Below are 25,908 nucleotides of genomic sequence, written 5' to 3' on the forward strand. Positions count from 1 at the left end.
AACGCCATGTCGATCCTTTCCCAAGGAACCCAGATTTACGCCGCGGTACCCAGTGCAGGTAATCCATCTGTCTTCGAGGTTATGGAGATCGAGTGCGCTACGGCATTCAGTCCCGGCGGAAACCCAGCTGACCAGATCGAAACCACCTGCCTGAGCGAAACGGTTCGCAGCTATATGCGCGGACTTCGTACTCCAGGCCAGGCAACACTAACTCTGAACGCAGATCCTCGGAATCCATCGCACGTACGACTGCACCAGCTTTCCGAAGACGACTCTATCGAGAGTGTCCGCTGGGTTGTGGGCTGGTCTGATGGAAAAGGCATTGCCCCTACCATTGGCACTACGGGCTCTCTCGCGGCCATCAGCGTTTTGTCTGGCGGTACTGGCTATACCACGGCGCCGACAGTAGCTATCACAGGCGGTGGCGGTACTGGCGCTACGGCAACGGCCACCGTCGCCGGAGGGTCGGTTACCGGCATCAGCATCACATCGCCGGGCACCGGTTACACCAGTGCACCAACTGTCGCGCTCACTGGCGGCGCCGGCTCTGGGGCTACAGCTACTGCGGAACTTGGTGATGGTGATGATTTTGTTCTTCCGCCAACCCGAACATGGTTTGTTTTCGACGGGTACGTATCCGACTTCCCGTTCGACTTTGCGGCAAACACTGTTGTGACCAGCGCGGCGACGATTCAGCGCTCTGGCGGTTCCGCCTGGATCCGTAAGACCACTTAAGGAAAAATCATGCAGCTCAATATTGAAAGCCTCAAGGGGTTTGGTGCCTTCACCGGCGCCCCTGTGAAAAAAACGATCAAGTGGGAGCAGGGAGGTAAGTCTCTGAAGGGCGATGTCTTCGTGCGCCCATTGGGATACCGAGCTGCCGTGAGCGACCTGATTGCATCCGCCGGCATGCAGGACGGCATTGCTGGCCGAATAGCGGCCAGCATTTGCGACGAGTCAGGTGCTCCAGTTTTCACCGTCGCGGATATCACTGGCGATGCAGACCCTGATCGTGGCTCGCTCGATCGCAACCTCACCACGGCATTACTTACAGCCATCGGCGAGGTGAACAACCTGGGAAAGACCCAGCCCTCAGCGACTTCGACGAAGTCTGGCACGAGCTCGCGATCACGCTCTCCTGCACGATCGCGGAAGCCCAAGAGCGATTGAGCCTTCCAGAGTTCAGGCGCTGGGTTGAGTACAGGCGAAAGCGTGGCTCGCTCAATTGGGGGATGCGCATGGAGCGTGGCTGTGCGCTTCTTTCCACGCTCTATGCAAATACCCACGCGGACAAAGCCCGCTACACAATTTACGACTTTATGCCGCACGAGTCGGAGCCTGAACTGACATTGGAAGAGGCCCTTGAAAGTTGGGCCTGAGTGTATCGATCAACGAAAATGGGAAACGCTGGGGTAGCCAATGGCTTCGACACTCGGAACGCTGACGCTCGACCTTATTGCCAGGATTGGTGGCTTCACAGGTCCTATGGACAAGGCCGCGGCCGCGGCGCGCAAATCCGGCAAGGCCATTGCGGAATCGGCTGATGTCGCCGCTCTTGCTTGGGAGGCGCTCGGCCAGGTGGCTGCGGGCGCCCTAGCCGGACTTTCGGTAGGAGCTATATTTACAGCGTTTATTGCTGAGACTAAAGCTGCTGAGCAGGAGCAGGCACAGTTGGCAGCAGTGCTTAGATCTACTGGCGAGGCGGCGGGGTTTAGTCGCAGTCAACTAAACGACATGGCCGGCGCTTTGGAAAAAGCGACCACATATTCCGGCGGTGACATCAATAAGGCGCAGACAGCGCTTCTTGCATTCACTGGAGTGGTCGGTGATCAGTTTCCCCGCGCCCTGCAAGCAGCAGCTGATATGGCTGCTCGAACAGGGGTAACTGTGCAGCAGGCGGCAGAGACTATTGGCCGGGCGCTCGACGTTCCCTCTGAGGGGCTCAGCTCACTGAGCAAGCAAGGCTTCAGGTTCACTGAAGAGCAGAAGAAACTCGCGGAGTCATTCGAATCTACCGGGGATGTTGCCAGCGCTCAGGGCATCATCCTTAAATCTCTCGAGGAGTCATACGGAGGTGCCGCCGCCGCTGCGCGCGATACCTTCGGCGGCGCGCTGGATGGCTTGCGAAATGCTGTCTCTGGGCTGCTGACAGGCGAGGGTAGCCTGGATTCTGCAAAAGCTGCAATCGAAGGCCTGACTACTGTTCTCTCTGATCCAAAGGCCAAGACGGTCCTAAATCTGACGGCGCAGGCTGCCTCTGCATTGGCGGTTATACTGGTGACTCGGCTTGCCGCTGGCGCCGTCGTAACGTCTGCTGCATTTGTCGTGGGCCAGGTTGAGGCCGTGCGTTATCAGTTAGCCCTCGCCCGCATGGCTGGTGTGGCGCCTGCCGCCGCCGCTGGTATTGTCAGCGTTGGTGTCGCAGCTCGTGGCGCCTCTGCTGCGATGGCTCTCCTTGGTGGACCTGCAGGGGTGGTGCTGCTCGCGGCAAGCGCGCTCGCGTACTTCGCATTAAGTGGCAATGACGCCGATGAGTCGGCGACCACGTTGTCTACTAAGGTTGATTTGCTAACTCAGTCATTTGAGGGCTTCACCAAGAGCCAGGCCGCTGCCGCCCTACAGGAAATCAACAAGGATCTTCTAGATGCGCAGTTGCGCGCCATTGACGCAGAAAGCGCCGTTAGCCAGTACCAGCGCCTGCTGCGCGAGCATCCAAGTGATTCTCGGCAGCGCGAATGGAATGAATCGCTGATCACTGCCCAGGGCGAACTCGATACAGCGCGCCAAAAAGTAGAAGCGTTCGGTGATCAGATTAATATCCTTAACGGAATTTTGTCTGCAGCGCCTGTTATTGAGCAGTCAAAGGCCTATCGAGATCTTGCAAAGACGCTGGACGAGCAGATATTGCTAGCCGGAAAGAAGACGAATGCCGACAAGCTCTCTGCGCGCATTGGTGCCGGATTGGTGACGGGTCTCAAAGAGGGGGAGGGCGAGCTTCTTGTAGCTAAGGCAAAAACCTTAGATGCCAGCGAGGCGGCTGCTACGGCCGAGAAAAAGAGAGCTGAGTCGGCTAAGAGTGCAGCGAAGGCAGTCGTTAATGCCGAAAACGCTACGCGTAAGCGAGGGGAAGATGCCGTCACTGACTACCAGCGTCAGATTGCACTAATTAATACCAGTGCTGACGCTAGAAAAAAGGCGACCGAGGTTTCCAAACTTCAATTTGAAATAGAGTCTGGAAAGCTGGTGGGCATCAATGCCCAGCAGCAGGAGCGCTTGAAGATCCTTGCCGCTGAGCTGGATAGTCTTCAGAAACTGAAGTTAGCCAACGAGGATGCGGCTAAGGCTCGTGCCTTTGGCGCGACATTGACCGATGGAAATCAAACCGCACGCATGGGGTTTGAAATCGAGCTTTCAGGCGGTGGCAGTGGGGATAAGCTCAAGGAGCGCTTGAAGGCAGATCTCGCCATTCAGCAAGACTTCAACAAGCAACTCGCTGAGCTTCAGAAGCAATACAACGGCGGCGACATTAGCGAAGATCTTTACAATCAAGAGACGGAGTTACTGCGTGAGGCCTTGGCCCAGCGTATGGAAATCCAGCAGGAATATTACGAACAGCAAGATGAAGCCCAAAACAACTGGCTCGATGGCGTTGCATCTGCTTGGGAAAACTATCGCGATACCGCGATGGACTACCAGCAGCAGGCGGCGGACTTTACGGCCAGTACTTTGGATACGCTCACCGGGACTGTTAGCGACGGCATCGCATCAATGATTCTGGAGTCGGAGAGTCTTGGAGATGCGTTCGTTAATGTGGCGGCCACTATGGCTAAGAGCATCATCAATGCCCTGGCACAAATGGCGGCGCAGTGGCTGGTCTATCAGGCAGTTCAACTCGTTGCCGGAAAGGCGACTCAGGCCAGCGCATCCGTAGCCATGGTCGCTAACGCACAAGCTACTGCGTTTCAAGCCTCTCTCGCGGCGTTTGCGAGTACTGCGGCAATACCAATTGTCGGCCCTCTCCTAGCTCCAGGCGCTGCGGCTGCAGCCGCTACTTTTGCGGCGCCTCTTGTTGCAGGCGTTTCGGCCGCCAGCCTCGCCGGCATGGCGCATGATGGTTTGGATTCCGTTCCGGAAACTGGGACTTGGTTATTGGCGAAGGGGGAGCGGGTTACGACTGCTGAGACCAGTGCAAAACTAGACAGCACTCTTAGCAAGATTCAAGCAGGCCAGTCACGCAAAGGTGCGATTGCTCCTGTGGTGAACCTATACGAGGACGCCTCTAAGGCTGGGACATCCAGGGCAAATTCGGATGGTGGTGTGGATGTCTGGGTTGCAAACATACTGAGCGATGGACCCGCCCATGATGCCCTTCAGCAGAAGTACGGATTACAGACGAGGGGCTCATGATCATTTACCCAAAGCAACTTTCATTGCCGCTACATGATGGCTACAAGCTAGACACGATCAGCCCCTTGATGAGGACAAGACTCGATAGTGGGCGGTCGCGCCAAAGGAGGAAGTTCACCAGTGTCCCCACAGAGGTTTCGGTGAAGTGGATATTTAACGATAACCAGGCTTCGTTTTTTGAGGCGTGGTTTGCGAGAACTCTCGGTGATGGTGCGTTGTGGTTCCAGGCTACTTTGAAGACCCCTCTGGGGTTGAAGGATTATGTATGCCGCTTCACAGATATCTATGACGGGCCAGAGCTGATAGGGGTTGATCATTGGGCGTACTCTGCAACGCTTGAGTTGCGCGATCGCCCATTGATGGCGCCAGGTTGGGAAAACTTCCCTGAACTCTGGTTCGGCAAGAACATCATCGACATGGCGATAAACAGGGAGTGGCCGCTCAGCCCATATCAGACGCACATGGGGGCATTTGACTCTGGCGTAAACGAGGAGTGGCCCGAGGTATGAACCCACTCGACGTTTGCTACGCATCGCCAGGTACCGAGGTATTGATACCGACATTTGAAATCTCCAGCTCAGGCTGGAGCGAATCGGTCCTGATTTGCGCGGGCTTCGAAAATCAGGCGTGCGGTACCGAGGACGGGCGCGCCGTGACGTTCCTTGCCGGAGGGTTGGACGTTTCGTACCCGACCAAGGACAACACCGGCAGCCAGACAATTACGTTTGCGATTGATGGTGTCACGGGTCAGGCGCAAAGACTGATTCGTCAGGCAATGGACGCCGACGCAATCATCCGCGCCACTCTTCGCCTTTATCTGAGCACGGACCTCAGCCAGCCATCCCAAAGGCCCTATTACCTTGTCGTGAGCGGCGGAAGCTTCGAAGGCGCAACAATCCGTGTCGACGGTGGCTACTTCAACCTCATCGACACGAACTTCAACCGCGAAACCTTCAACGCGCTCAACGCCCCCTGCATTAAGTACCTATAACCATGCCATCACGATACCTAACTGCCATCTACCAAGACGGCGGTCGCGAACTGCCGTCAGTAGATTGCTGGGGCCTAACGACGATAGCCAGGTCGGAGCTATACGGCCTGCCTGGGCTATCCAAGTTTGGAGAGGTGACTCGCCTGGGCATTCACGCCTTCCAGCGTTCCTACAGGACTGAGGTTGGAAGGGCTCTAGAGCGCTGCGAGCCTTTCCCGGGAGCAATCGCCGCCGCAATGAAGGGTGACATCTGCGCCCACGTTGCTCTGGTGGTGCTCAAAGACGACCGCCTTCAGGTGCTGGAGATCAACCCCGGCAGCGGGGCCAGGATCATCCGGCTACAGGAATTCAAAGATAACTACATGACGGTGGTGTTCTATCGTGATCGAGTTCTATGGGAACAAGGCTGACCCGGTTGCTTTAAGAACGTATCGGGTGAGTTCGCCTACCACCGTTGAGCAGTGGCTCATCGAAAACATGAAGGCATACGAGCGCCGGGACGTGCCGCCAGTGAGCATATCGGTCAATGGGTGCCCGAGCATTCATCATTCCTGGCCTGAATTGCAGTTTGGCCCTGACGACTTTGTGCAAATCTGGTACGAGCCGAAGGGTACAGACCCGATCTCCATCACCATCGCCGCCATTAAAGGCGTGCAAGCGGTGATGAAGCTCATAACCCCAAGGGTGAAGCTGCCAAAGACCGGTTCGCCGCAGCAGGGCAGCACGTTGTCCAGTGCAAACGCCAAGGCCAACCAGGTTCGCTATGGCGACCCGGTGCGCGAGCTGTTCGGTGAGGATGAAATCTTTCCTGACTATATAGTAGAGCCGCGCCGATACTTCAAAGGCCCTCGGGATGAATGGCAGCACATGCTGCTGTGCATTACCCGTGGTGAGTGCCAGGTAAATCCGAGCGACATCAAGATCGGGAACACGGCGGTGATATCGCTGGGTGCCAACGCGACCGCCAGGGTATACGGCCCAGGTGAAGACCTGAGCAGCGAGCCAGCCGCCAAGTGGTGGTACCAGGCGCCTGAGGTGGGCGTAACCGCTACCGGTACGTCTGGCATCGAGCTGAAGACCACTGTCACAGTCCCTCCAGTACCAGGCGCCCAGGCCTATCAGTTCAACGGTGATTTGGTAGCCGTCCCAACTGGAGCCGGGGCATTCCCTGCTGGCTGGGCTGTTGGCATGATCCTACGCATCGAGGTCATGTATCAGTACATGGTCACGGCTGGCGGTGGTGCTGGTGGTCGGGATGTGATTTCCGGGCCGCTGGAGCAGCTTGGCGCCTTCCCTGGAATGCAGATCGAGGTAGTGGGGGCGAATGCCGGCCGCTACATCGTGAACGATTTCACTCCGGCTGCCGGCGGTGATCCGGCCCACATGACCCTCAACACCACCAGTGGCGCGCCGGTTTCTGGGCTCCTGGCTGGTATTGGCTGGGCCTGTATTGGGTATGCGGGGCTTCGGTACCGGCTCACGGCGGCGAGTACGTCGCAGATTGCCGTAGACCGCCTGACTGACACTGGCGTTACAGACAATGACTGGCCCGGATTTGACTTTATCGAAAGCAACTCAGCCGTTCTCAGGCTGGACAATTCGAACCTTGAAGGCGACTGGGCTGGACCGTTTGCACTTTGCCCGCCAGGCCTGAAGGCAACGAAGCTTTCTTTCACCGTGCTGTTCCCAAGTGGTTTGGCGGGGGTCAATAACAAGGGCGATCTTGAGCCCTGGAGTGTCACCTACGAGTTCCAGTACCGGGACAGAACAACTGCCGGGGCATGGGTTTCGTTCACCGAAACGATCAGTGATCGAACCCTGGACCAGATCGGTTTCACGCGAGAGCTGACAACGGCGTCTGCTATTGAGCCGGAAGGGCGAATGCGCCGAATCGGTGCCAAGTCCACGCTGACCAACGTGCAGGACAATATCCAGTGGTACGACGTTCGGGCATTGCTTCCAAGTCCGACCAGTTACCCAGGCTGGACTATTCTGGCGCTATCTGCGGCTGGCGGCGGCAAGCTATCAAGCCAAAGCGAGAACAAGGTGTCGGTGGTGGCCACGCGCAAGCTGCCGATATTGGTCAATGGGGCCTGGACGTCGGATAACCGCGTAACCCGCGATATCGCGCCAGCGTTCAACTATATCGCCAAGGCGCCCGGATATCAGGATGCCGACATCGACACGGACGAGCTGGCAGCGTTTGACGCGGTTTGCAAGGCCAGGGGCGACACCTTCAACCTGTCGATTGATTCGCTCATGACAGTCAAGGAGGCACTGAACACCGCGCTTGCCCCAGGCTTTGCGGAGTTCACCATCAGTCGCGGTCGGCTGCGCCCTGTGCGCGACCAGAAGCGGGAAGGCTTCGATACAGAGTATTTCCCGCCCGGCACGCAAGGTTACTCGGCCCAGAACATGAAGGGGCCGCTGCGCATCAGCTTCAAATCCCCAGACCCTGGGTCAGAGCATGACGGCGTGGACGTTGAGTACAAGGATCGCCGCACGCGCCAAACCGAGACGGTTAAGTGTCGGCTGCCTGGGCAGCAAGGCCTGAAAGCCGAGAAGGTCCAGGCCCTGGGGATAGGCGACCGTGACCGCGCTTACCGTCTAGGGATGCGGCGCGCAAGCGAGACCAGATATCGACGCTGGAGCTATTCGTTTGAAACGGAACTTGACGGCAACAACAGCGATTACATGGGTCTTGCCGGCGTGTCAGACGATACGCCAGGAAGAGGGCAGAGCGCCTTGCTGCTTGGCATATCCCTGGGCTCTGGCAGCTACATCCTCGAAAGCTCTGAAGCTTTTATATGGGAGCCAGGCGTAGCCCACACCGTCGGCATCAGGCGTCAAGACGGCACCCTCAGCGGCCCATGGACGGCCACAAGGATAGGCGACTACCACCTTAGCATTCCGACGCTCGACTTCGTCCCTGACACAAGCTGGGACAGGGAACCGCCGCATCTGCTATTCGGCCCGGTAACCAGGGAATGCCACCGCGTTCTGATCAGCAAGGTAACCCCCAAAGGAAGCGAAAGCGTTTCTGTTCAAGGATTCAACTACGACGACAGGGTTTACCTGTACGACAACGCATCAGCGCCAGACTAAATAACTAAGCCCACACAGGTCCGCCATTGAGCGGGCTTTTTTGTGCCCGGAGAAAAGAATGCCATACGACACCCTGAACCCAGTCCCGTCTACCGATCCTCGAGACCTGTATGACAACGCCGCCATCACGGACAAGTACGTGAATGGAGATCAGCCTTTTGTCGCTGATCGACTTGGCGAGCAACGCCGAACCTGGATGGGAATGGAGGAAGACTTCAACAACGCCCAGGAGGGCCGCGCAACTCAATTCGATCAGTTCTTGGCAGGTTCGGCTTTTGTTTGGCTTGGCGATTACGGCGCTGGGATCACATTTACCAGTCGAAGCCAGTATCTGGTACGGGATGGCTACGCCTACCGATTGGCGGACTCCACCACCCTGCCATATACCACCACGGGCAATTGGGCGCTTGAGCAAACCAAGTTTAGCCTGATGAACTCCGACGATATACTCCGGCAAGAATTGTCGCAGCCTCCAGGCGCTGGGATGCTCGGCTTTCTTGATTCGCAAACATACGCATCAGGCACTGTAGGTAGCACCCTAAAAGCAATTCTGCGCCGAGCGATATTTGTTTCCCCTATTGGTGGAGGGGCAGATGACGCCGCCGCGATCAATAGTCTAATGTCGCCTAAGGGCGCTGGTGCTGACCTATTTTTCGAGCCTGGCGCTTACTCTCAGAGCGTACGCCTGACCGTTCCCGACGGTCAGCACTGGCATGGCGCGGGCGGTCAGCGAGGAACCACCTTTACTAAAATCGCTGACTGTGACGCTATTTACGTTGGCAACCTTTCGCGAATTTCCGATATCAACTTCGAGGGCGTTGGTGCCACCTTCACTGGCAAAGGAATTATTTGCGAAGGGTTCTCCGGTAGCGTCGAGCGTTGCCGTTCAAACCTGATGAAGGGGTTCGCGCTCAGTTTCCCAGGTGCTGCGGGCGGATTTAACATTGCCTCGTTTGAGGGCAGCACATTCGAGCCGGCTACTGTCGCTGCGATTGACCTGGGGGGCGTGTCGACCGTTCGGCCAATCTTCTTCAGAGGGATTTGGTTGTCGGGCGGCTTCATGGACGTTACCGGGTCAGGCAACGGCTGCAGCATGAGCGAGTTTTACATGACCACGCTCAAGCACGGTGCTGGCGCTGGCTTGATGCACTTCGCAAATGGCCGTTTCGGGAATACCTCGCTGATGACGATAAGCGGGGGTGGTTCTACTTTTACAGGGATATCCTTTGCAGGGGATGTGAATATCGTTTCCGGTATTGGGCACCGTTTTGCCGGTTGCGATGGTGAGATTACCGAAGATGCCGCAAGTAACTCGAACTCGTTTGACGCTCGCGGGACGATCTCTAACACAGGCTGGACACAAGCGTCAGGCGTGGCGCCGTCGATTGGAAACGGGTCGCTAACCCTAAACTACGTGCGTTTAGGACGGATCGTGACGGTACAACTTAGGCTTGAGTTCGGCTCAACCACTACAGCGGGTGACGGTGCTTCGGCTTGGACATTTACTCTTCCGTTTACAGCAACACCGAACATCAATGCTGATGGCATGGCCGGTAATGCGTTCGACGCCAGTGCCTCGACCGACTTTGTTGTGTTCGGACAAATCCCTGGCGGCGGAAGCCTTCTGAACTTCGGCCGTAACGGCGCAGGCGTTAGGGCTGGCACGCCGTTTTCATGGGCTGCGGGAGACAGGCTTTCTGCCTCGCTGACCTATCTGGTCAGGTAGCTTGAAAAAATACCGAAGCTGGCATCCGTCAATTCGATATTTTTCTCGTGCTTGCGAAAGGGCTTGGGTGCAATAATGCTTTTCGCAAGCAATTTCACTTGGGGTCACATCGAAAGGACTTGACTAGGATGTATAGCTTTGCTGTTGGCATGATATTTCTTCTGATTGGAATCTTGGCGTCTTTGTTTTCTAAGGACAAATGGCACCCGTCTGCGGTATTCCCATTCACCTGGGCCTTCGGCCTTTGGGGAGTAAGCGCATCTGAGTTGCTAGGGTTCTACCCAATAGAATCAGAAGCTCTACTTCTGTTCATCGCAGGGGGCATTGTATTTTCTGTCGCCAGCATTGCTACATCTGAAATTTTGCGCAGGTCTAATTCTAAGAGTGTGGCATCTGGTTACTTCTACAAACCTATTAACGCAAAAAAAATGGTGTTTTTCTTTTGCGTTCTCCATGTGGCAATACTGCCAAGTATATATTTTGACCTTACAAGTCTTTCACCAGACCTTGTTCAAGCTGCTTACATAGCAAGGCAGAGAAGCGTTGAGGGCGACGACGTACTAGGTTGGGCGGCTTCAAATTATCTACAGGTCGGCACTATGCTGATCCCTCTTTTTGTTGTTTGCTATCTGAAAAAGTGGTGCTCAGCGTCTTCGCTCCTAATAATATCAGCCCCATGGTCGTTGCTTATTCTGCTTGCTTCTGGGCGTTCCGGACTTCTTCAACTGCTGATAGGTGTGCTTTTCATATGGGTTATCGTGCGCGGCAAGTTGTCTGCCAAGTTAGTAATTTGGGTTGGCGGATGCTTTCTTCTTGTGTTGATTGGCGGCGCGATTGCTACGGCAAAGGTTGCTCTTGATTCGGACGAAAGCGCTGGAGACTTTGTTTACGCGTTTTTAGAGCACTTTGCAGGTTATGCGTTTCAGGGGCCTGTTCTGTTTGCTCGTTATTTTGATGGGGATATAAGCCTAGAGCCTCTATGGTCTCCATTCAGCTCTATATGCCACATGCTTTCATTCGTCGGTTTATGCATGCCAGATCCTCAGCACTTGGCCTTCAATAGGTACGCTCCAGATCTGGAGGGCAATGTGTACAGCATGTACTTTTCCTTATATCCAAAATTTGGTATTCTCGGTGTAGTCGCTTTCCTGTCAATGTACTCAGTTATATCGACATATACGTACTTTAAAGCGAAGTCAGGCAATGTTTACTACATGATGCTTGCGTCGTTTTTCATGTCGTCTATCGTACTTTCGCTTTTCAGCGATCAGATATCCAGTTCATGGTGGTCACTTATAAAGTTGACAGTTCTAATAGCGCTGGTCTTTTTCCTGTTCACGGATCGGAAAAAGGTCAGGCGAGAGCGAGCACTGAGCAATCAATCATCGGGCCAAACGCCTGTCACCTGAAGCCTGATTCGATTATTAGAAATAGTAGCCCGCCAACTGAGCGGGCTTTTTTACGCCTGGAGAAAAGTATGAACGCAACCGAGAAAGACCGGGACATCCTGGCGCGCACGCTGTGGGGCGAAGCCCGCGGCGAAGGGCTAGACGGCCAGATCGCCGTTGCCTGGACCATCCGCAACCGTGTGTTCGACGGCAAGGCCAGGTCTTGGTGGGGGGAGGGTTACGCTGGGGTGTGCCTGAAGCCCTGGCAGTTCAGCTGCTGGAACCAGAACGACCCGAACTACGCCTACCTGAGCGGTGCCAAGCAGATCCCGGCCGCGCAGTTCGCCCAGGCCCAGCGTGCGGCTGACCAGGTGATGTCCGGCGCCGCGCCTGATCCAACCGGCGGCGCCACGCATTACTACGCGACCACGATGCCAAAGGCCCCAGCCTGGGCGGCAAAGGCCAAGCAGACGCTGCGCCTTGGTCACCACATATTCTTCAAGGATGTGCCGTGATGACGCCGGTACAGAAGCTGATCGGCCTTGGGCTGGCAATCCTGCTGGCGCTGGCCATCGGCTTTGGTAGTGCGTGGCAGGTTCAGGGCTGGCGTATGGGCAAGAAGATGGCCGAGCGTATTGCGGAGCAGGGAGCCCACCATCAGAAGGAACTGGATGCAATCACTGGCGAGGCCTGGCGTCAGCAGGCGGCCGAACAGGACAAGCGCCTGGCCACCGAGGAAAAGCTCACGCTCCAGGACCAACAACACACCAAGGAATTATCCGATGCCCAGCGCAACCAGGCTCGCCTGCGTGACCAGCTTGCTACTGCTGATGTCCGGCTGTCAGTCCTCCTTGCCGAGGATCCAGCCAGTAGCTGCAACGTGCCTACCACCCCCGGCGCCGTCGGCGTGGTTCATGCAGCCCGTCGAGCCCAACTTGACCCAGCGCATGCGCAACGAATTGTCGCCATCACCGACGACGGGGATAACGCCATAATCGCCTTGCGCGCGTGCCAGGCCTATGTCCGCGCAATTGCACGATGAGTGCGTTGAGCTAATATTGCCGGGTGCGCTCTGACTTCGATCATTTTGGTAACTGAAGGGCACCATGGATAAGCGGCTTGCGGGGCTGTCAATACTGCTCACCCTTGGATGGGTCGTCACAGTGGCGTCTGTCATGTGGTATTTCTACGACAATTAACCTAAAAGTCGTATCACTTCTGGTCCCTTATTCCGCACGTTACCCACGGCCATGCTGACCTTGAACCATTCGAACACTTCGGACGGCTCGCCCTGGTGAAGGACCATTTGCTCGGCGCGCTCCTTGGGCGTGGCCGGGTCCAACCATTCCCGCGCCAGGTCCGGGGTAAGCACCACCGGGCGGCGGTCGTGAATGTCCACCATGCCCCCGGCACTGTCGGCGGTGATGATCACAAAGCCATCATGCTCGCCAGGTCCTTCATCAGCGTCCGGTAGCTGGCCAATCGCAGCGCAGAGTATCGGGGCACCATCCCGCCGGCGGATAAGGTACGGCTGCTTCTTGGGCCCGCCCTCATCCACCCACTCAAACCAGTTGTCTATAGGCGTGATCGCCCGATGCGGCCAGATCGCCCGGAAGAACGGGCCGTGGGCTACCTTTTCCACGCGGGCATTGATCGGCGCTGCCCGGTCTTTTGCCCAGTGCGGTCGCCAGCCCCAGCGTACCGGGTCGGCGTGGAGTAGGTCGCCCTGCAGGTGCAGCAGCGCAACCGCGGTTGTCGGTGCCACGTTGTAGCGCTCAATCGGCTGATCGCCCAGGGAGTTCGCCAGAGCATTGGGCATTCTCAGCGCTGCAACGAAGTCGTGGATTCCCCGGTACTGCGAAAGTCTCCCGCACATAAGCATCTCCGCTCGTCGGCGCCGATGAACAGCCGGTCCCCGGCCAATCTCTACACTGTAGACACTGGCCCGAGGTATTCGTCATGGCGATCAACATTGATCAGGTGAACGCAATGGAGGCGTGGTTTGCGTTGCGTAACGATCCAACCTTCATATCGGCCACACCGGAAGAGCGTTACGAAACGCGACTGGCCCTGGCTGACGACCTCAAGCAACAGGGGCTGATCAACGAAGGTGAGTGGCGTGAGCTGACTGAGGAAGCAGTTGCGGCCTATGCCGACGAGCTAGGCTAATGGCTGCTTGTAAACGCTAAGCTCGAGCAGCAGGCGCTGATTCTCCCTGAGCAGATGGTCGCGCTGCCCGGTGATGATTTTCACGCTTTGCACTGAGGCAAACGAGTACTGCTGTTCCAGCGTGCTGATCTTTTCCTCAGCCGCAGCGAGCTTTGCTTCTGTCTCGGCCTTTCCCGTCATCAGCAGGTCATTCATCTGCACCAGGCCTGCGATATTCGCCCGCGCTCTACGCAGCATGCGCTCGGTCTCTACCAGCTCGTCCACGAGGATTGCGCACTGGTGCTGGTACATCTCCAGCGGAGTGGGGCAGCCGAGCCAATCATCGGTGTCCATGTCAACGTTCATAGCGTGAATCTCAAATACTGTATGTGCGTACAGTAATCGAGGTTTGGACGTGGCGCGATTTGAGCCGACGAGCTGTAGGGGCTTGCGGCTATTCCGATTCCATCAGCACGGCGAGAGTCATTTTGATGAACTCTTCGTTGTGTCCGACTGTGAAGAGGGCGCCTCGCACGTTTTCTGCCACCTCGGCGGAGCCGCGTTGCTCAACCCAATTTGACAGCTCCAGGATGGACGCTTCGAGGGCAAGTTGGTTTTCGTAGAGTTTGGAAAGCAGGGAAGGGATTAGGTCTGAGTTCGGCATCGTTGTTCCTCCGTGGAGCGAACAGCGTAGCAGGCAAATTATTGAGTTGGGAGGTCGTTCGGCAGGACGCCGGGGAAGGAGAATACTGTAGGAATATACAACGCTAAGTTATTGATTCTTATAGGTCGAACCGAGGCGCTTTGATGTTCTATAAACGGCCCCTATTTCATTATAAATCAATAGTCTACGTATGTTACGGGGTCACCTTGACATGGTGGGGGTCGTTGGTTCGAGTCCAATCGCGCCTACCAAACAAAATCCGCTCTGCTGGGCGGTCTAGAAGGGCTCACCGAAAGGTGGGCCCTTTTTTGTTGCCTGAAATTTGGGCACAGCAAAGCCAAGACGCCTGGCGGCGTCCTTACAGGGCTACAAAGTCCAATCAGGCGAACAGCGTCGCCACCGCCAGCAGGCAAATTACCTGGGCGAACAGTTGGCAGCGTATTTCGCCAAGCGTGGTCGCCATATTACTCATTTGTCCGGCATACATAGCGGGACCCCCTCATTGTCGGCATGACGCCGTGAATGAACTGCAAGTACACACAGCTGCATCGTGGAGTATAGGTGCTGATCAGGAATTTTCACTTCCGACGCCATAGCGAGCTCACCCACGCGATTTGTCCAAAAAAAACTGGGCTCAATTCCTTCCAGGCACCGTACCGAACAGTGTCATCCCCCCACAAAAATTATTGGTTTGCAGCAACAATTTTTCTTGTTGGACACCCCAAGGCCCCAGGCAGCAAAGTTGCCGCCACTGACGCTCGACCTTCCAGGTCAACAATAAAAAACCGAGCCGACTGCACGCCACTTTCAAGCTGTGAGCCCTTTGCCCACATCCTGCTGTAATGGCGCCGCAGCGCGCACTAAAGGACCTCCCCGCCATGCAAACTGTTGTGAACTTATGGCCGTTGATCGGCGTACTTGTCATCGTGGTCGGCTTTGTATTGCGCTTCAATCCGCTGTTGGTGGTCACTGCGGCCGCCATCGCCACCGGGCTTGCCGCCCAGTTCCCGCTGGAAAAAATTCTCTCCACCATGGGCGATGGCTTCCTTCAGACCCGTGCCCTGCAACTGATTCTGTTATTGCCGCTGGCGGTGATTGGCCTGTTGGAGCGCCATGGCCTGCGCCTGCATGCGCAGAACTGGATCGCACGCTTTGAACGCGCCACGGTCGGCCGCTTGTTGATCATCTATTTGTTTGTGCGTGAGTCCACGGCGGCCATGGGGTTGACCAGCCTGGGTGGGCATCCGCAGATGGTGCGGCCGCTGCTGGCGCCGATGGCCGAGGGTGCAGCGGAGAAACGTTATGGCAAGCTGCCGGACAAGCTGCGTCACAAGGTATTGGCCATGTGCGCTGCTACCGACAATGTCGGGTTGTTTTTTGGTGAGGACATCTTCGTGGCCTTTGGTGCGATTGCGTTGATGCACACCTTCCTGCTCGGCTCGGGGATTGATGTGGAGCCGCTGCACATTGCGGTGTGGGGCATCCCGACGGCGATCTGTGCCTTCATCATTCACGCTATCCGGTTGCATCGTTTCGACCGGCGCCTGACCCGCGAAATGAGCTCGGCCACTACCCCGGTGGAGGCTGCTCAATGATCATTTCCATTCAATACCTGTACTGGCTGGCTGGCGTGCTGTTGCTGATCACCGCCGGCATGATCCTGCTCGACCGTACCCACCCCAAGCGTTGGTCCAGTGCGCTGTTCTGGTTGTTGTTTGCGGTGCCGTTCCTTATAGGTGAGCGCCTGCCTTCGGTGGTCATCGGGGTGGGTGTGGTGGTGATGGCATTGATTGCGGGCTTGGGCGGCGTAGGTCGTGGCCAGCACGCCGAATTGCACGACAAGGCGTCTCGCGCCAGTGCCGGGCGCCTGGGCCATAAATTGTTCATCCCGGCGTTGGCGATTCCGCTGACCACGGTGATTGGTTCGGTGTTGCTCAAACACACCGAAATCGGCGGTGTCCCGCTGCTGGATCCGAAGAACACCACCTTTGTCTCCCTCGGCATCGGTTGCCTGATCGCCCTTGGCCTGGCCTGCTGGCTGACCCGTGATACGCCGGTACAAGCGCTGCGCGAGTCTCGTCGCCTGACCGAAGCGCTGGGCTGGGCCATGGTGCTCCCGCAAATGCTGGCGATGCTCGGGTTGCTGTTCAATGAGGCCGGGGTGGGCACGGCGGTTGCCCACGTTACGACCACGTACATCAACCTGGACTACAAGTTGGTGGCGGTGATGGTCTATGTGTTGGGCATGGCCTTGTTTACCGTGATCATGGGCAATGGTTTTGCGGCCTTTCCAGTGATGACCGGTGGGGTCGGCGTGCCGGTGCTGGTGGGGATTTACGGCGGCAACCCTGCGGTGATGGCGGCCATTGGTATGTTTTCGGGTTATTGCGGTACGTTGATGACGCCCATGGCGGCCAACTTCAATATCGTACCGGCGGCGCTACTGGAACTGCCGGACAAAAATGCGGTGATCAAGGCCCAGATACCCACGGCGTTGATGATGCTGGTGGTCAATATCGTGCTGCTTTACCTGTTGATGTGAGGTCATTGTGCAAAACGTATTGCTGACGGGCTTCGAGCCCTTTGATAAGGCGGCGGTAAACCCCTCTTGGGAGGCCGTGCGCCAGTTGGACGGTGTGCCGTTGAGCGAGGGCGTGACGATGGTTGCGCGTTGCTTGCCCTGCGCATTTGCCACCGCTGCCGAGACCTTGCTGCAGTTGATCAACGAACTGCATCCAGCAATGGTCATCGCCACGGGCCTGGGGCCTGGGCGCAGTGATATTTCCATCGAGCGCGTTGCGATCAACGTTAACGATGCGCGTATTCCCGACAATCTGGGCGCGCAGCCAATTGATACCGCAGTGGTGGAGGGCGGCCCGGCGGCGTACTTCTCGACGTTGCCGATCAAGGGCATGGTCAAGGCGGTGCGTGACGCGGGCATTGCGGCCTCGGTGTCGCAGACGGCGGGGACGTTTGTGTGTAACCAGGTGTTTTACCGCTTGCAGCATGCGTTGGCGGGGACTGGGGTGCGCAGTGGGTTTATTCATGTGCCTGGCTTGCCTGAGTCGGGCGAGCCTTCGATGGCGTTATTGACGACCGTGGAGGGGTTGCGGGTTGCGGCGTTGGCCGCCTGGCAAACCCAGGCGGATGTCGTCCTTGCCGGTGGCCAGATCAGCTGAGGCTATACGCTGTGTTGCAATTTCAACTACAGTTCCAGCACACCCTCGCCTTGGAAAGTCGCCATGCTAAAGCGTACGAAATTCGTATCGATTGCGTTGTCGCTTGCACTGTCCGTCACCAGTGGCCTTGCCCTTGCAGATCCAGGTAATGGCAAAGGCCAAGGCAACAACAAAGGTGATGCCTATGGTGGGCAGGACACCGGCAAAGGTCACGGTAATAACAAAGGTAATGCCCAGGGTGGGCAAGGTAAGGGCAAAGACAAGGGCGGCCCCTCCAGCAATGACTTCAGCGTTGATCGAGGTCGTGTGCTGAATGTGTTGGGCGGTCACCGCGATTATTGGCGCCCTGGCCCGGCCTTACCGCCTGGCATTCAGAAAAACCTGGCACGCGGAAAGCCACTGCCGCCGGGTATTGCCAAGAAACTCGACGGCCGCTTGCTGGGGCAGTTGCCTCGCTACGACGGTTACGAGTGGCAGCAAGCGGGAACCGACTTGATATTGGTGACCATTGCGACCGGCATCATCTACGAAGTCCTTAACGGCGCGTTTGATTGAGTTACCGCATCCTCAGGCTTCACGGCCAGGGAAAAACAACTCAAAACAGGTCACGCCGTCTTCACTGCTGACGCGGTAGCGCCCGTTATGCAACTGCATGATGGTCGCCACGATCGAGAGCCCCAGGCCGTTGGACTGGGACGAGCGCTCGCGGGATTCATCCACCCGGTAAAACCGTTCGAACAGCCGCGGCAGGTGCTCGGCCGGGATCGTCTGGCCGTGGTTGCTGACCCTCAGGTTGATGCCCGCGCCATCCGGCACTGCCTGGATACTCAGCTCCGAGCCCGGCGCGCCATACTTGATGGCGTTGGCACACAGGTTGGCCAAGGCCCGGCGCAGCAACATCGGTTCAGCCCAGATCACCCCTTCGCCCAAGGCGGTGATGTGCATGTTCACATCCCCGGCCAGCCCTTCGAAGTAATCCGCGATACGTTCCACTTCATCCGCCGCATCCAGCGCCTGGCGTTGGCGCAGTGCGCTGGCGGGGTCGGTGCGGGCCAGGAACAGCATGTTGTCGAGCATCCGCGCCAGGCGCTCCAGCTCTTCGACATTGGAGGCCAGCAGTTGCTGATAGCTCTCGATGCTGCGGTGCTGCTGCAGGGCCACCTGGGTTTCGCCGAGCAGGTTGTTGATCGGGGTGCGCAGTTCATGGGCCATGTCGGTGGACACTTGGCCCAGTTGTACAAAACCTTTGGCCAGGCGCTCAAGCATGGTGTTGAACGAGTCGATCATGGGCAGTAATTCTTTCGGTGCGCCGTGGCTGTCGAGGCGTTCGGCCAGGTTGCTGACGCCGATCCCTTGGGCGTGTCGGGCCAGACGGCGCAAGGGCAGCAAGCCGCGATGGACCAGTAGGTAACCGACCAGCGCCAGGATGATCGCGGCGATACTCGCCAGGATGTATACGCTGAGTCGATAACTGGCGAGTACTGCGGTGCGCTCGGTCATCAGGCGGCCGCTGGTGATTTGCAAGCTGCCCAGGTCGCCGGAGTCGATGGCCACGGCCACCAGCGAGAAGGGAATGCCGTTCAGGCCTGGTAAATGTTGCACGTCGCTCAATATGAGCCGGTGATCCTTGGGCAGCGGCTGGATCGACGGCAGCGCAATGTTCCCCGGGTTCACCAGTAGCAGCGGCTGCTGGCCGGGTGCGGCGATGCTCAGCACCGATTCGCGGTTGCCCAACATGTTCTGGAACAGCTCTGGCTTGGTCTTGATCAGGTCCAGGGTATTGCTGTCGTTGAGCAAGTTGCGTAGCTGATCCACTCGGGATATCAGCGCGGCGTCATCGCGGCGGATCAGTTCGCGCTCCAGTTCCCGGTACAGCGCCACGCCCAGGGTTGCCAGCAGGGCGAAGGCGAGCAGGGCGAAGATCAGCGCCAGGCGCAGGGTCAGGGAGTAAGGATGCCCGCGGTTCATGGCTGGGTATCGAAGCGGTAGCCAATGCCCCGCACGCTGTGGATCAGCTTGAGCTGGAACGGGTCGTCGATTTTCAGGCGCAGGCGGCGCACGGCGACGTCCACCACGTTGGTGTCGCTGTCGAAATTCATGTCCCACACCCGCGAAGCAATCAGCGAGCGGGACAGCACCTGGTCTTGGTGCGTGGCGAACAGATGCAGCAGGGCGAATTCTTTGTTGGTCAGGGTAATGCGCGTGCCGGCGCGGGTCACCCGGCGCTTGAGTACGTCAATGTGCAAGTCGGCGATTTGCAGGTGTTCTTCATCCCGGCTCGGGCCGCGACGGTTGAGAGTACGCAGGCGCGCCACCAGCTCGGCGAACGAAAAGGGCTTGATCAGGTAGTCGTCGGCACCCAGCTCAAGGCCCTTGATGCGGTCGGCGATGTCATCGCGGGCGGTGAGGAACAGCACCGGGGTATCGGCTTCTTTGCGCAGGCGGCGCAGCACTTCCCAGCCATCCATTTTCGGCATCATCACGTCCAGTACGATCACGTCGAACGGCGTCTCCAGGGCCTGGTGCAAACCATCCACGCCATCGCGGGCCAGGCTCACGCAATGCCCCAGCTCCTGCAGGCCATTGAGCAGATAATTGCCGGCCTTGGGTTCGTCTTCGACTACAAGGATGTTCATGGGAAGTGCTCTGCCTCAATAAGTTGCGCCAGTGTAGCCCGATCAATTGTCATTGGTGCAACCGGTATCCTGGACTTGATAATCCAGCACGTGTACGCGGTTTTGGTGGTCGAGGTAGCGCAGTTGCGCCGGCACAACCCCGCATTGGCCGTAGGTGTCGGTGCTCGAGAGCACCTTGGCGACATCCAGGTGGACGAAGAAGCCGGTTTTGTCGTGGATCACGTTGGCGGCAGGGGCGGCGTCGGCAGCGAATGCCGAGCCAGTGACGAGCAAAGCGGTGAAGCCCAGGGCAATCAGTTTCATGGTGGTGTCTCACGTTTCGGGTTGGCTACCGGGTTGGCAGTGAGTTCACGGTAACCAGGCGACCCCAACAGCCAACCAACAGGATCATGACAAGTTCGTCATTTTTGCCTCGGAACTGACGGGCCAGGTCTCGGCGTTTACAAGCGCCTAAGTGATCCGTAGATTGCAGGGGCCCAGCCCATGAGGAAACCGCGCAGTGTCCAGTCCAAATCCGAGTGTATTTAGCCGGCGTTACCGCGCCTTTCTGTTCGATATGGACGGGACTCTGCTCAACTCCATTGCCGCTGCGGAGCGCGTCTGGGGCATCTGGGCTGCACGGCATGGCTTGGATGTGGAAGCATTTCTGCACACCATTCATGGGGCCCGCGCGATTGATACGATCACCCGCCAGGCGTTGCCGGGTGTCGATCCACAGGTAGAAGCCCAATGGATCACCGAGGCTGAGCTGCACGATGTCGAAGGCATCGTGGCAGTTCCTGGCGCGGTGGCGTTTTTGGCGAGCCTGCCCGCCGATCAATGGGCGTTGGTTACCTCTGCGCCAAAAGCCTTGGCCGTGCGCCGGCTGCAAGCGGCGGGCATTCCTGTGCCGGCGGTACTGGTGACAGCCGAAGACGTGAAGACGGGTAAGCCTGATCCGGCCTGTTATGTGCTGGGAGCCCAGCGCCTGGGTGTGCCGGTGCAAGACTGCCTGGTGTTCGAGGACGCCACAGTGGGCATTCAGGCAGGGGAAGCGGCGGGGGCGGATATCATGGTGGTGACCTCGACACACTTGGCGCCGATGGTGACGGCCCATGCTTGCATCGAGCAATACGGTGCGTTGAAAGCCGAGCGTGGGACTGATGGCTTGCTGTCCCTGAGTCGGTTAGCGCCGTGACACATGGAAGGCCGAGCCTGTTACCGGTTTCGGCCTTCCAGGCTGTCGATGGGATCGGACAACGCCAGCAGCCGGCTGTTTTTCATACCCTGACGCGACAACACCATTTCCCTGAGGATCTCGGTGGCGAGCCGGTTGATGGCTTCTGTACTGTGATAGTGCGCACGCACGATGCCTGTAATCGCGAAGTGATCGGTCTCTGGGCCGGTCAGCACGGCGGACAGGGTGCCGTCGGCATGCAGCGTGCACTCAACTCTGTAGCTGGGCAGGCGGTCAGCCAAGGCTTTTTCGATTTGGGATTTGTTGAGGGTGTCCATCTGCATTTGCACCTTTGATTGGCTACGCAGAGCAAGGCCAATGATAGGTGGTGCGGCGGCGCTGTAAATACCGGCTATCCGATAGCAGGCAGCAGCGCTCAGCGTGCGGCTTTCCCGCGGGCGCGATGGGCGGCGCGCTGGCGCAACTTGCGCAAGATCACCTTCTGGATGGGCTTGAGGCAGAACACAAGCAGGTAGCCACAGAGCAGAAGCGCCAGATCCACCCAGGAATGGGTGTCGGGATCGGCCCCTTCAACTTCCATTCTCAACCCACACCCGAGTGCCACGAAGACCAGCCCTATCAGCAGGGCAATCATCCAGGATCTTGAAACAAGGGGTTGCGACGCGGCTGGCCTCATCGACGTGTTCCTGAAATGCACTCGGATGGCAGGATAAAGTGTCAGAAATTGGGCTGCCAATAGCGCGACAAGTTCCGGATGCCCTGACAGTTTCATCTTGCAACGAAGGGAAGGTTCAAGGCGCGCTGGTCACGCGGGGGTACGCGAACAGGCCAATTGGGTTTTCGCCAGCCGTTACAGTGAACGAAAAGGCTGGCTACTGGAGGCGTTTCAAGGCGTCTGGTTTTTGTCGGGTGCAGTCAGGCCGGCCTGGATACGTTGGTAAATCTCTTCGCGATGCACGGCAACATCCTTAGGGGCGTTGATGCCGATTCGTACTTGCTGGCCGCTAACGCCCAGGATGGTGATCGTAATGTCATCACCGATGTTTATGCTTTCACCGACTTTGCGGGTGAGTATAAGCATGGACTTCTCCTTGAGTTACTTTTAAGGACACATGTTTCAGACAGGGCAGGTGTCGGATGTGTGTAGCTTACTGCGAAGCGCTTCCCTGTGACTGCCTCTTTTAGGACGCGTAGAGGCGACATTAATTCCCATGGCGGTATCATACAGGTCGCGATACATGATTCGCATTGTTTAAGCCAACGTTTATGACGGCCAGAATAGACAGTGAATGGTAAAGTTGCCTCTTTGATCCTCAAAGGAGCAGGGCAGTGCGTAAAGTAGCGATGGCAATTGTGGTGTTGGCGTTGGCCGGATGCGGTGAAGGTAAGTCGGTCGATACCCCCAAGGCCAAGCCTGCCGTGACCGAAAGCCTGCCGCAAGCCGGTGCGATTGCCGCCCAGGAATGGGATATCCGGGTCGGCCCGCCGGACCACAAGTTGCAGGCGATCACCGACCTGACCGCCTGGTTGCTGGAACACGGGTTCAATTTCTATATCGTGAAAGTCGACGGCAAGGATGAGGTGCTTTTGGGGCCGTTCGCGACCAAAGCCGAGGCCGAGGCCAAGCAGGCGCTGCTAAACGAGAAAATGGCGCGGGCCAAGAAAAACGACACCGTGTCGGAGATTATCGAACACAAGGCAGCGCAGTAGCAGGCCAGTTGGGCGGGCACCCCCGCCCACGTTCAGCCGCAGGCCTTGAGGTTGACCGGGCCGACGAACTCATTACCCCGCCCCATCACGCAAGCCACGGTCTGGTTGCGCTGGCGTTCCCAGGTTTGCACCGGGTAGGTCTTGTTCCAGGCCTCATATAATTGCCGGTCCTGCTTCGACAGGCGCAGGCCGTATTGCTTGCTCATATAAAAATACGTGCGCGCGATCATTCCGCGAATGGACGGGCGCGGCATGACCTTCTTCGCCTTGAAGTCCACCTGGGTCAGGCATGAGCCGTACTGCCCGCTTTGCACCGGCAGCCAGCCAAAGCTGAAGTTGTTACGGTCGCCGTTCACTTCACCGATGCTCGGCACCAAGTTGTGCAGGTCGGCCTCGGCGCGCTTGAACACCTCATCATGGCGCGTGCAGTTTTTTCGCCCGCCATTTTGCCAGCATTGACGCAGATGCCCGATTTGCCAGGCCGGCACGATGTGTTCCCACTCAATGCGCGCGGCGCGGTTGGCGTTTTTACGCGGTATGTAACCGCAGGCTTTCAGGTTCACCCGATTACCGGTGTATTTGCAGCCGCAATAGAATTCAGTGGATTGCGGCGCGTAGAGCTTCCAGGCGATTTTCTTGGCTTCGCTGAAGGTTCGAGGGGCCTGGGCGTTGGCGGTGACGGTAAAAAACAGACAGCACACAGCAATAAAACGGGCACTCATTGAATCAATCTTCCTTCGGCACAACCCAGAAAATCTGCACGCCACCGTCATCTCGATAAGCGAGGGTGACGTTGTCGTTTTCCGCAATCTCTTCCAGTAAACGTTGCCAATCGTTCTCCGGTTCATCGGGTAAACGGAAGATCAGCGCGGCCTTGGCTTTCTGCGCGTTGGTTGAGTTGATGATTTTTTGCACGCGGATAGCCAGGCGCTGGTAGGCGTCAGGCGTGGTAGATGCTGCGGAAGAGGGCTTTGCCACAGGGTGTTCCTTAATTGGCTGTACGCACATACAGTATTTAACTGTAGGCAATTTCGCAACTGCTTAAATTTCAAGAAGTTCGTCTGACAGCGAATCAGGAAGTTTGTTGAGAAGGGCGGGCAGCAATTGTAGGAGCGAGCTTGCTCGCGAAGAACGTTAACGATAACGCGTAAAGCCTGACTTAACGCGGCGCTATCAAGTTTTTCGCGAGCAAGCTCGCTCCTACGGGTGAATCAGCAGGGATCAGTACTCCCAGAAGATCCGTTGCAGTTCCTTGCTGTCCTGGGTCTTGGTCAGGGCGACCATCGCCAGGATGCGGGCTTTCTGCGGGTTCAGGTCAAGGGCGGCGACCCAGTCGTATTTGTCGTCTGGCTGTTCGGCGTTACGCAGAACCATGCCACCGGCGTTGACGTGGGAAGAGCGAATGATCTGCACGCCTTGTTTACGCAGTTCCACCAGCGCTGGAACCACCTTGGACGATACCGAGCCATTGCCGGTACCGGCGTGAATGATCGCTTTGGCACCCGCTTGGGCCAGTGCTTTGTAGGCGGTGTCGCTCACGTTGCCGTAGCCGTAGGCAATTTCAACGTCAGGCAGGCTTTTGATGGTTTTGATGTCGAACTCAGAATCCATGGTGTGACGCTTGGCCGGCAGGCGGAACCAGTAGGATTTGCCTTCAACGACCATGCCCATTGGGCCCCATGGGCTCTTGAAGGCTTCGGTCTTGATGTTGATCATCTTGCTGACGTCGCGACCCGATTGGATCTCGTCGTTCATGGTCACCAGCACGCCTTTGCCGCGGGCTTCCTTGCTACCCGCGACCGCAACAGCGTTGTACAGGTTGAGCATGCCGTCTGCCGACATCGCGGTGCCTGGGCGCATGGAGCCGACCACCACGATAGGCTTGTCGGTTTTTTCTACCAGGTTCAGGAAGTAGGCGGTTTCTTCAAGGGTATCGGTGCCGTGGGTGATCACGATGCCATCCACGTCCTTGTTGTCGGCCAGTTCGGCGACACGGCGACCCAGTTGCAGCAGGTTTTCGTTGTTGATGCTTTCCGACGCAATTTGCATCACTTGTTCGCCGCGAACGTTGGCGATCTGGCTAAGCTCAGGAACGCCGGCGATCAGTTGTTCGATGCCGACTTTGGCCGCTTGGTAAGTGGCACTGTTGGCCGCACTGGCGCCAGCGCCAGCGATGGTACCGCCGGTGGCGAGGATGACCACGTTGGACAGTTTGGTCTTGCTTTCAACTTCCTTTGCCTGGGCGGCAACGGGGAACAGCAGCAGAAGGGCCAGGGCGCCCGGAATAACGTTCTTCAATGCAGATTTCATTATTTTTCTCTCTGGTTTTTGATGAGTGCTGTAGCAGGTTCATCTAGAACACCCGGGCGGTTCTGAACGCCGCGAGGTGCTGAGAAAGAGCAGGATTTGTACCAGGCTGAGCATGTTGGTTTTTTTAAATTAACTTATTGATTTAAAACAACTTAAAGTAATATTTCGGTTTGATGGGGTGCGGCGCTGTCCGGCTTTCCGAACGAGAAGGGCTGTGGTGTTCGGTTGTCCGAAAGCCTTCACGATTTGTCCGGGCACCCTGTGTGATCGTTCGCCGCACAGTCTGTCGTTTCAGAGAACGGTCAGGCAGGGCGAATTTGCTTAAACGTATCAGCGGTCAGTAGCTAAAGTGTGAGCTTGGAGGGCGCCCATGAAAGGCTTGCTGCTACCGTTGACAAATCTCGACAAGGTTCTCATAGTTTGCTCAACGCAAACGTTTGCGAGATGTTTCACTGCGCCCTTGGCAC

The 25,908-nt window shown here is 57.3% G+C and carries 31 protein-coding genes; 19 read left to right on the forward strand and 12 right to left on the reverse strand.

Going from position 1 to position 25,908, the window contains the following annotated elements; translation table 11 throughout:
* Positions 1 to 6 precede the first annotated feature (6 nt).
* The 12 genes from MF6394_RS35175 to MF6394_RS14275 all read left to right on the forward strand — a co-directional run bounded on the left by MF6394_RS35175 (position 7) and on the right by MF6394_RS14275 (position 12,659).
* Positions 7 to 735, forward strand: a complete 729-nt coding sequence (locus MF6394_RS35175) for a phage tail tube protein (protein ID WP_078466900.1) — start codon at positions 7 to 9, stop codon at positions 733 to 735.
* Between the two features lie 9 nt (positions 736 to 744).
* A complete protein-coding gene (locus MF6394_RS14225; RefSeq protein WP_078466901.1) occupies positions 745 to 1,170 on the forward strand; it encodes a phage tail assembly chaperone family protein, TAC in 426 nt (141 codons plus the stop codon).
* Positions 1,167 to 1,379, forward strand: a complete 213-nt coding sequence (locus MF6394_RS35025) for a phage tail assembly protein T (RefSeq protein WP_078466902.1) — start codon at positions 1,167 to 1,169, stop codon at positions 1,377 to 1,379. The genes MF6394_RS14225 and MF6394_RS35025 overlap by 4 nt, the downstream gene beginning before the upstream one ends.
* A 40-nt stretch (positions 1,380 to 1,419) precedes the next feature.
* Complete coding sequence (locus MF6394_RS14235) at positions 1,420 to 4,407, forward strand: phage tail tape measure protein (protein ID WP_078466903.1); 2,988 nt, start codon at positions 1,420 to 1,422, stop codon at positions 4,405 to 4,407.
* Positions 4,404 to 4,916, forward strand: coding sequence for a transposase (locus MF6394_RS14240; RefSeq protein WP_202971609.1), 513 nt, complete (start codon positions 4,404 to 4,406; stop codon positions 4,914 to 4,916). Before MF6394_RS14235 ends, MF6394_RS14240 begins: the two co-directional genes overlap by 4 nt.
* Positions 4,913 to 5,398 carry a DUF1833 family protein gene (locus MF6394_RS14245; RefSeq protein WP_078466904.1) on the forward strand — a complete coding sequence of 162 codons (486 nt, stop codon included), beginning with the start codon at positions 4,913 to 4,915 and terminating at the stop codon, positions 5,396 to 5,398. The genes MF6394_RS14240 and MF6394_RS14245 overlap by 4 nt, the downstream gene beginning before the upstream one ends.
* Positions 5,399 to 5,634: 236 nt before the next feature.
* Positions 5,635 to 5,808, forward strand: coding sequence for a hypothetical protein (locus MF6394_RS34605; RefSeq protein ID WP_238597291.1), 174 nt, complete (start codon positions 5,635 to 5,637; stop codon positions 5,806 to 5,808).
* Positions 5,780 to 8,503 carry a host specificity factor TipJ family phage tail protein gene (locus MF6394_RS14255; RefSeq protein WP_078466906.1) on the forward strand — a complete coding sequence of 908 codons (2,724 nt, stop codon included), beginning with the start codon at positions 5,780 to 5,782 and terminating at the stop codon, positions 8,501 to 8,503. Before MF6394_RS34605 ends, MF6394_RS14255 begins: the two co-directional genes overlap by 29 nt.
* A 58-nt stretch (positions 8,504 to 8,561) precedes the next feature.
* Positions 8,562 to 10,229, forward strand: a complete 1,668-nt coding sequence (locus tag MF6394_RS14260) for a hypothetical protein (protein ID WP_078466907.1) — start codon at positions 8,562 to 8,564, stop codon at positions 10,227 to 10,229.
* A gap of 128 nt (positions 10,230 to 10,357) precedes the next feature.
* Positions 10,358 to 11,638 (forward strand): O-antigen polymerase, encoded by a 1,281-nt coding sequence (locus MF6394_RS14265; protein ID WP_078466908.1) that lies wholly within the window; start codon positions 10,358 to 10,360, stop codon positions 11,636 to 11,638.
* A 68-nt stretch (positions 11,639 to 11,706) separates the two neighbouring features.
* A complete protein-coding gene (locus MF6394_RS14270; RefSeq protein WP_078466909.1) occupies positions 11,707 to 12,132 on the forward strand; it encodes a cell wall hydrolase in 426 nt (141 codons plus the stop codon).
* Positions 12,132 to 12,659, forward strand: a complete 528-nt coding sequence (locus MF6394_RS14275; RefSeq protein ID WP_078466910.1) for a lysis system i-spanin subunit Rz — start codon at positions 12,132 to 12,134, stop codon at positions 12,657 to 12,659. The genes MF6394_RS14270 and MF6394_RS14275 overlap by 1 nt, the downstream gene beginning before the upstream one ends.
* Positions 12,660 to 12,812: 153 nt before the next feature.
* Here MF6394_RS14275 and MF6394_RS14280 read toward each other — a convergent pair whose 3' ends face one another.
* Positions 12,813 to 13,493: an SOS response-associated peptidase family protein gene (locus MF6394_RS14280; RefSeq protein ID WP_078466911.1), complete on the reverse strand. Its 681-nt coding sequence runs from the start codon at positions 13,491 to 13,493 to the stop codon at positions 12,813 to 12,815.
* An 83-nt stretch (positions 13,494 to 13,576) separates the two neighbouring features.
* Here MF6394_RS14280 and MF6394_RS14285 point away from each other — a divergent pair, with 83 nt between their 5' ends.
* Positions 13,577 to 13,786 (forward strand): hypothetical protein, encoded by a 210-nt coding sequence (locus tag MF6394_RS14285; RefSeq protein ID WP_038449292.1) that lies wholly within the window; start codon positions 13,577 to 13,579, stop codon positions 13,784 to 13,786.
* Here MF6394_RS14285 and MF6394_RS14290 read toward each other — a convergent pair.
* Both MF6394_RS14290 and MF6394_RS14295 read right to left on the reverse strand, forming a co-directional pair.
* Complete coding sequence (locus MF6394_RS14290) at positions 13,778 to 14,131, reverse strand: hypothetical protein (protein WP_078466912.1); 354 nt, start codon at positions 14,129 to 14,131, stop codon at positions 13,778 to 13,780. The genes MF6394_RS14285 and MF6394_RS14290 overlap by 9 nt on opposite strands.
* An 88-nt stretch (positions 14,132 to 14,219) precedes the next feature.
* Positions 14,220 to 14,429, reverse strand: a complete 210-nt coding sequence (locus tag MF6394_RS14295) for a hypothetical protein (RefSeq protein ID WP_078466913.1) — start codon at positions 14,427 to 14,429, stop codon at positions 14,220 to 14,222.
* Between the two features lie 878 nt (positions 14,430 to 15,307).
* Here MF6394_RS14295 and MF6394_RS14305 point away from each other — a divergent pair.
* The 4 genes from MF6394_RS14305 (at position 15,308) to MF6394_RS14320 (ending at position 18,163) form a co-directional block, all read left to right on the forward strand.
* Positions 15,308 to 16,024, forward strand: coding sequence for a DUF969 domain-containing protein (locus MF6394_RS14305; protein ID WP_034135980.1), 717 nt, complete (start codon positions 15,308 to 15,310; stop codon positions 16,022 to 16,024).
* Complete coding sequence (locus tag MF6394_RS14310; protein WP_032896174.1) at positions 16,021 to 16,971, forward strand: DUF979 domain-containing protein; 951 nt, start codon at positions 16,021 to 16,023, stop codon at positions 16,969 to 16,971. Before MF6394_RS14305 ends, MF6394_RS14310 begins: the two co-directional genes overlap by 4 nt.
* Positions 16,972 to 16,978: 7 nt before the next feature.
* Positions 16,979 to 17,608: a pyroglutamyl-peptidase I gene (gene pcp, locus MF6394_RS14315; protein WP_069556780.1), complete on the forward strand. Its 630-nt coding sequence runs from the start codon at positions 16,979 to 16,981 to the stop codon at positions 17,606 to 17,608.
* Between the two features lie 63 nt (positions 17,609 to 17,671).
* Positions 17,672 to 18,163: an anti-virulence regulator CigR family protein gene (locus tag MF6394_RS14320; RefSeq protein ID WP_032896178.1), complete on the forward strand. Its 492-nt coding sequence runs from the start codon at positions 17,672 to 17,674 to the stop codon at positions 18,161 to 18,163.
* Between the two features lie 12 nt (positions 18,164 to 18,175).
* Here MF6394_RS14320 and MF6394_RS14325 read toward each other — a convergent pair whose 3' ends face one another.
* The 3 genes from MF6394_RS14325 to MF6394_RS14335 are packed head-to-tail and all read right to left on the reverse strand — an operon-like array spanning position 18,176 to position 20,547.
* Positions 18,176 to 19,576 (reverse strand): heavy metal sensor histidine kinase, encoded by a 1,401-nt coding sequence (locus MF6394_RS14325; RefSeq protein WP_078466914.1) that lies wholly within the window; start codon positions 19,574 to 19,576, stop codon positions 18,176 to 18,178.
* Positions 19,573 to 20,244, reverse strand: coding sequence for a heavy metal response regulator transcription factor (locus MF6394_RS14330; protein ID WP_044275184.1), 672 nt, complete (start codon positions 20,242 to 20,244; stop codon positions 19,573 to 19,575). Before MF6394_RS14330 ends, MF6394_RS14325 begins: the two co-directional genes overlap by 4 nt.
* Before the next feature lie 42 nt (positions 20,245 to 20,286).
* Positions 20,287 to 20,547, reverse strand: coding sequence for a DUF2790 domain-containing protein (locus tag MF6394_RS14335; protein WP_044275182.1), 261 nt, complete (start codon positions 20,545 to 20,547; stop codon positions 20,287 to 20,289).
* 253 nt (positions 20,548 to 20,800) lie between these two features.
* Between MF6394_RS14335 and MF6394_RS14340 the strand changes: the two genes are divergently transcribed.
* The gene (locus tag MF6394_RS14340) at positions 20,801 to 21,421 is read left to right on the forward strand and encodes an HAD-IA family hydrolase (protein ID WP_153474734.1); all 621 of its coding nucleotides are present in this window, start codon (positions 20,801 to 20,803) and stop codon (positions 21,419 to 21,421) included.
* Positions 21,422 to 21,441: 20 nt separating this feature from the next.
* On the opposite strand, the gene MF6394_RS14345 is transcribed toward MF6394_RS14340, so the two are convergent.
* The 3 genes from MF6394_RS14345 to csrA all read right to left on the reverse strand — a co-directional run bounded on the left by MF6394_RS14345 (position 21,442) and on the right by csrA (position 22,502).
* Positions 21,442 to 21,738 carry a hypothetical protein gene (locus MF6394_RS14345; RefSeq protein ID WP_078466915.1) on the reverse strand — a complete coding sequence of 99 codons (297 nt, stop codon included), beginning with the start codon at positions 21,736 to 21,738 and terminating at the stop codon, positions 21,442 to 21,444.
* A 98-nt stretch (positions 21,739 to 21,836) separates the two neighbouring features.
* Positions 21,837 to 22,097 carry a hypothetical protein gene (locus tag MF6394_RS14350; RefSeq protein WP_044275177.1) on the reverse strand — a complete coding sequence of 87 codons (261 nt, stop codon included), beginning with the start codon at positions 22,095 to 22,097 and terminating at the stop codon, positions 21,837 to 21,839.
* Between the two features lie 210 nt (positions 22,098 to 22,307).
* Entirely contained in the window at positions 22,308 to 22,502 is a 195-nt protein-coding gene (gene csrA / locus MF6394_RS14355) for a carbon storage regulator CsrA (protein ID WP_003192511.1), read from the reverse strand.
* Positions 22,503 to 22,765: 263 nt separating this feature from the next.
* Between csrA and MF6394_RS14360 the strand changes: the two genes are divergently transcribed.
* Positions 22,766 to 23,131, forward strand: a complete 366-nt coding sequence (locus MF6394_RS14360) for an SPOR domain-containing protein (protein ID WP_044275175.1) — start codon at positions 22,766 to 22,768, stop codon at positions 23,129 to 23,131.
* Between the two features lie 32 nt (positions 23,132 to 23,163).
* Here MF6394_RS14360 and MF6394_RS14365 read toward each other — a convergent pair whose 3' ends face one another.
* From MF6394_RS14365 to MF6394_RS14375, 3 genes are all read right to left on the reverse strand, one after another.
* On the reverse strand, positions 23,164 to 23,853 hold the full coding sequence (locus tag MF6394_RS14365; protein WP_003192508.1) for an endonuclease: 690 nt from the start codon (positions 23,851 to 23,853) through the stop codon (positions 23,164 to 23,166).
* A gap of 4 nt (positions 23,854 to 23,857) precedes the next feature.
* Complete coding sequence (locus tag MF6394_RS14370; RefSeq protein WP_044275172.1) at positions 23,858 to 24,109, reverse strand: DUF1654 domain-containing protein; 252 nt, start codon at positions 24,107 to 24,109, stop codon at positions 23,858 to 23,860.
* 243 nt (positions 24,110 to 24,352) lie between these two features.
* Positions 24,353 to 25,441, reverse strand: coding sequence for an asparaginase (locus MF6394_RS14375; protein WP_032896200.1), 1,089 nt, complete (start codon positions 25,439 to 25,441; stop codon positions 24,353 to 24,355).
* Positions 25,442 to 25,908: the final 467 nt, after the last annotated feature.

This window comes from Pseudomonas sp. MF6394 (assembly GCF_002018845.1).
Taxonomy (GTDB): Bacteria; Pseudomonadota; Gammaproteobacteria; order Pseudomonadales; family Pseudomonadaceae; genus Aquipseudomonas; species Aquipseudomonas lactis.

What these genes read in the sequence shown, in the direction of transcription:
- MF6394_RS14305 (WP_034135980.1), top strand. Translation starts at nt 15,308, where the DNA reads ATGCAAACTGTTGTGAACTTATGGCCGTTGATCGGCGTACTTGTCATC.
- MF6394_RS14265 (WP_078466908.1), top strand. Translation starts at nt 10,358, where the DNA reads ATGTATAGCTTTGCTGTTGGCATGATATTTCTTCTGATTGGAATCTTG.
- MF6394_RS14365 (WP_003192508.1), bottom strand. Translation starts at nt 23,853, where the DNA reads ATGAGTGCCCGTTTTATTGCTGTGTGCTGTCTGTTTTTTACCGTCACC.
- MF6394_RS34605 (WP_238597291.1), top strand. Translation starts at nt 5,635, where the DNA reads ATGAAGGGTGACATCTGCGCCCACGTTGCTCTGGTGGTGCTCAAAGAC.
- MF6394_RS14260 (WP_078466907.1), top strand. Translation starts at nt 8,562, where the DNA reads ATGCCATACGACACCCTGAACCCAGTCCCGTCTACCGATCCTCGAGAC.
- MF6394_RS14270 (WP_078466909.1), top strand. Translation starts at nt 11,707, where the DNA reads ATGAACGCAACCGAGAAAGACCGGGACATCCTGGCGCGCACGCTGTGG.
- MF6394_RS14280 (WP_078466911.1), bottom strand. Translation starts at nt 13,493, where the DNA reads ATGTGCGGGAGACTTTCGCAGTACCGGGGAATCCACGACTTCGTTGCA.
- MF6394_RS14240 (WP_202971609.1), top strand. Translation starts at nt 4,404, where the DNA reads ATGATCATTTACCCAAAGCAACTTTCATTGCCGCTACATGATGGCTAC.
- MF6394_RS14325 (WP_078466914.1), bottom strand. Translation starts at nt 19,576, where the DNA reads ATGAACCGCGGGCATCCTTACTCCCTGACCCTGCGCCTGGCGCTGATC.
- MF6394_RS14350 (WP_044275177.1), bottom strand. Translation starts at nt 22,097, where the DNA reads ATGAGGCCAGCCGCGTCGCAACCCCTTGTTTCAAGATCCTGGATGATT.
- MF6394_RS14225 (WP_078466901.1), top strand. Translation starts at nt 745, where the DNA reads ATGCAGCTCAATATTGAAAGCCTCAAGGGGTTTGGTGCCTTCACCGGC.
- MF6394_RS35175 (WP_078466900.1), top strand. Translation starts at nt 7, where the DNA reads ATGTCGATCCTTTCCCAAGGAACCCAGATTTACGCCGCGGTACCCAGT.
- MF6394_RS14335 (WP_044275182.1), bottom strand. Translation starts at nt 20,547, where the DNA reads ATGAAACTGATTGCCCTGGGCTTCACCGCTTTGCTCGTCACTGGCTCG.
- MF6394_RS14245 (WP_078466904.1), top strand. Translation starts at nt 4,913, where the DNA reads ATGAACCCACTCGACGTTTGCTACGCATCGCCAGGTACCGAGGTATTG.
- MF6394_RS14290 (WP_078466912.1), bottom strand. Translation starts at nt 14,131, where the DNA reads ATGAACGTTGACATGGACACCGATGATTGGCTCGGCTGCCCCACTCCG.
- MF6394_RS14375 (WP_032896200.1), bottom strand. Translation starts at nt 25,441, where the DNA reads ATGAAATCTGCATTGAAGAACGTTATTCCGGGCGCCCTGGCCCTTCTG.
- MF6394_RS14360 (WP_044275175.1), top strand. Translation starts at nt 22,766, where the DNA reads ATGGCAATTGTGGTGTTGGCGTTGGCCGGATGCGGTGAAGGTAAGTCG.
- MF6394_RS14340 (WP_153474734.1), top strand. Translation starts at nt 20,801, where the DNA reads ATGGACGGGACTCTGCTCAACTCCATTGCCGCTGCGGAGCGCGTCTGG.
- MF6394_RS14285 (WP_038449292.1), top strand. Translation starts at nt 13,577, where the DNA reads ATGGCGATCAACATTGATCAGGTGAACGCAATGGAGGCGTGGTTTGCG.
- MF6394_RS14320 (WP_032896178.1), top strand. Translation starts at nt 17,672, where the DNA reads ATGCTAAAGCGTACGAAATTCGTATCGATTGCGTTGTCGCTTGCACTG.
- MF6394_RS14330 (WP_044275184.1), bottom strand. Translation starts at nt 20,244, where the DNA reads ATGAACATCCTTGTAGTCGAAGACGAACCCAAGGCCGGCAATTATCTG.
- MF6394_RS14310 (WP_032896174.1), top strand. Translation starts at nt 16,021, where the DNA reads ATGATCATTTCCATTCAATACCTGTACTGGCTGGCTGGCGTGCTGTTG.
- MF6394_RS14295 (WP_078466913.1), bottom strand. Translation starts at nt 14,429, where the DNA reads ATGCCGAACTCAGACCTAATCCCTTCCCTGCTTTCCAAACTCTACGAA.
- MF6394_RS14275 (WP_078466910.1), top strand. Translation starts at nt 12,132, where the DNA reads ATGACGCCGGTACAGAAGCTGATCGGCCTTGGGCTGGCAATCCTGCTG.
- MF6394_RS14235 (WP_078466903.1), top strand. Translation starts at nt 1,420, where the DNA reads ATGGCTTCGACACTCGGAACGCTGACGCTCGACCTTATTGCCAGGATT.
- csrA (WP_003192511.1), bottom strand. Translation starts at nt 22,502, where the DNA reads ATGCTTATACTCACCCGCAAAGTCGGTGAAAGCATAAACATCGGTGAT.
- MF6394_RS14345 (WP_078466915.1), bottom strand. Translation starts at nt 21,738, where the DNA reads ATGGACACCCTCAACAAATCCCAAATCGAAAAAGCCTTGGCTGACCGC.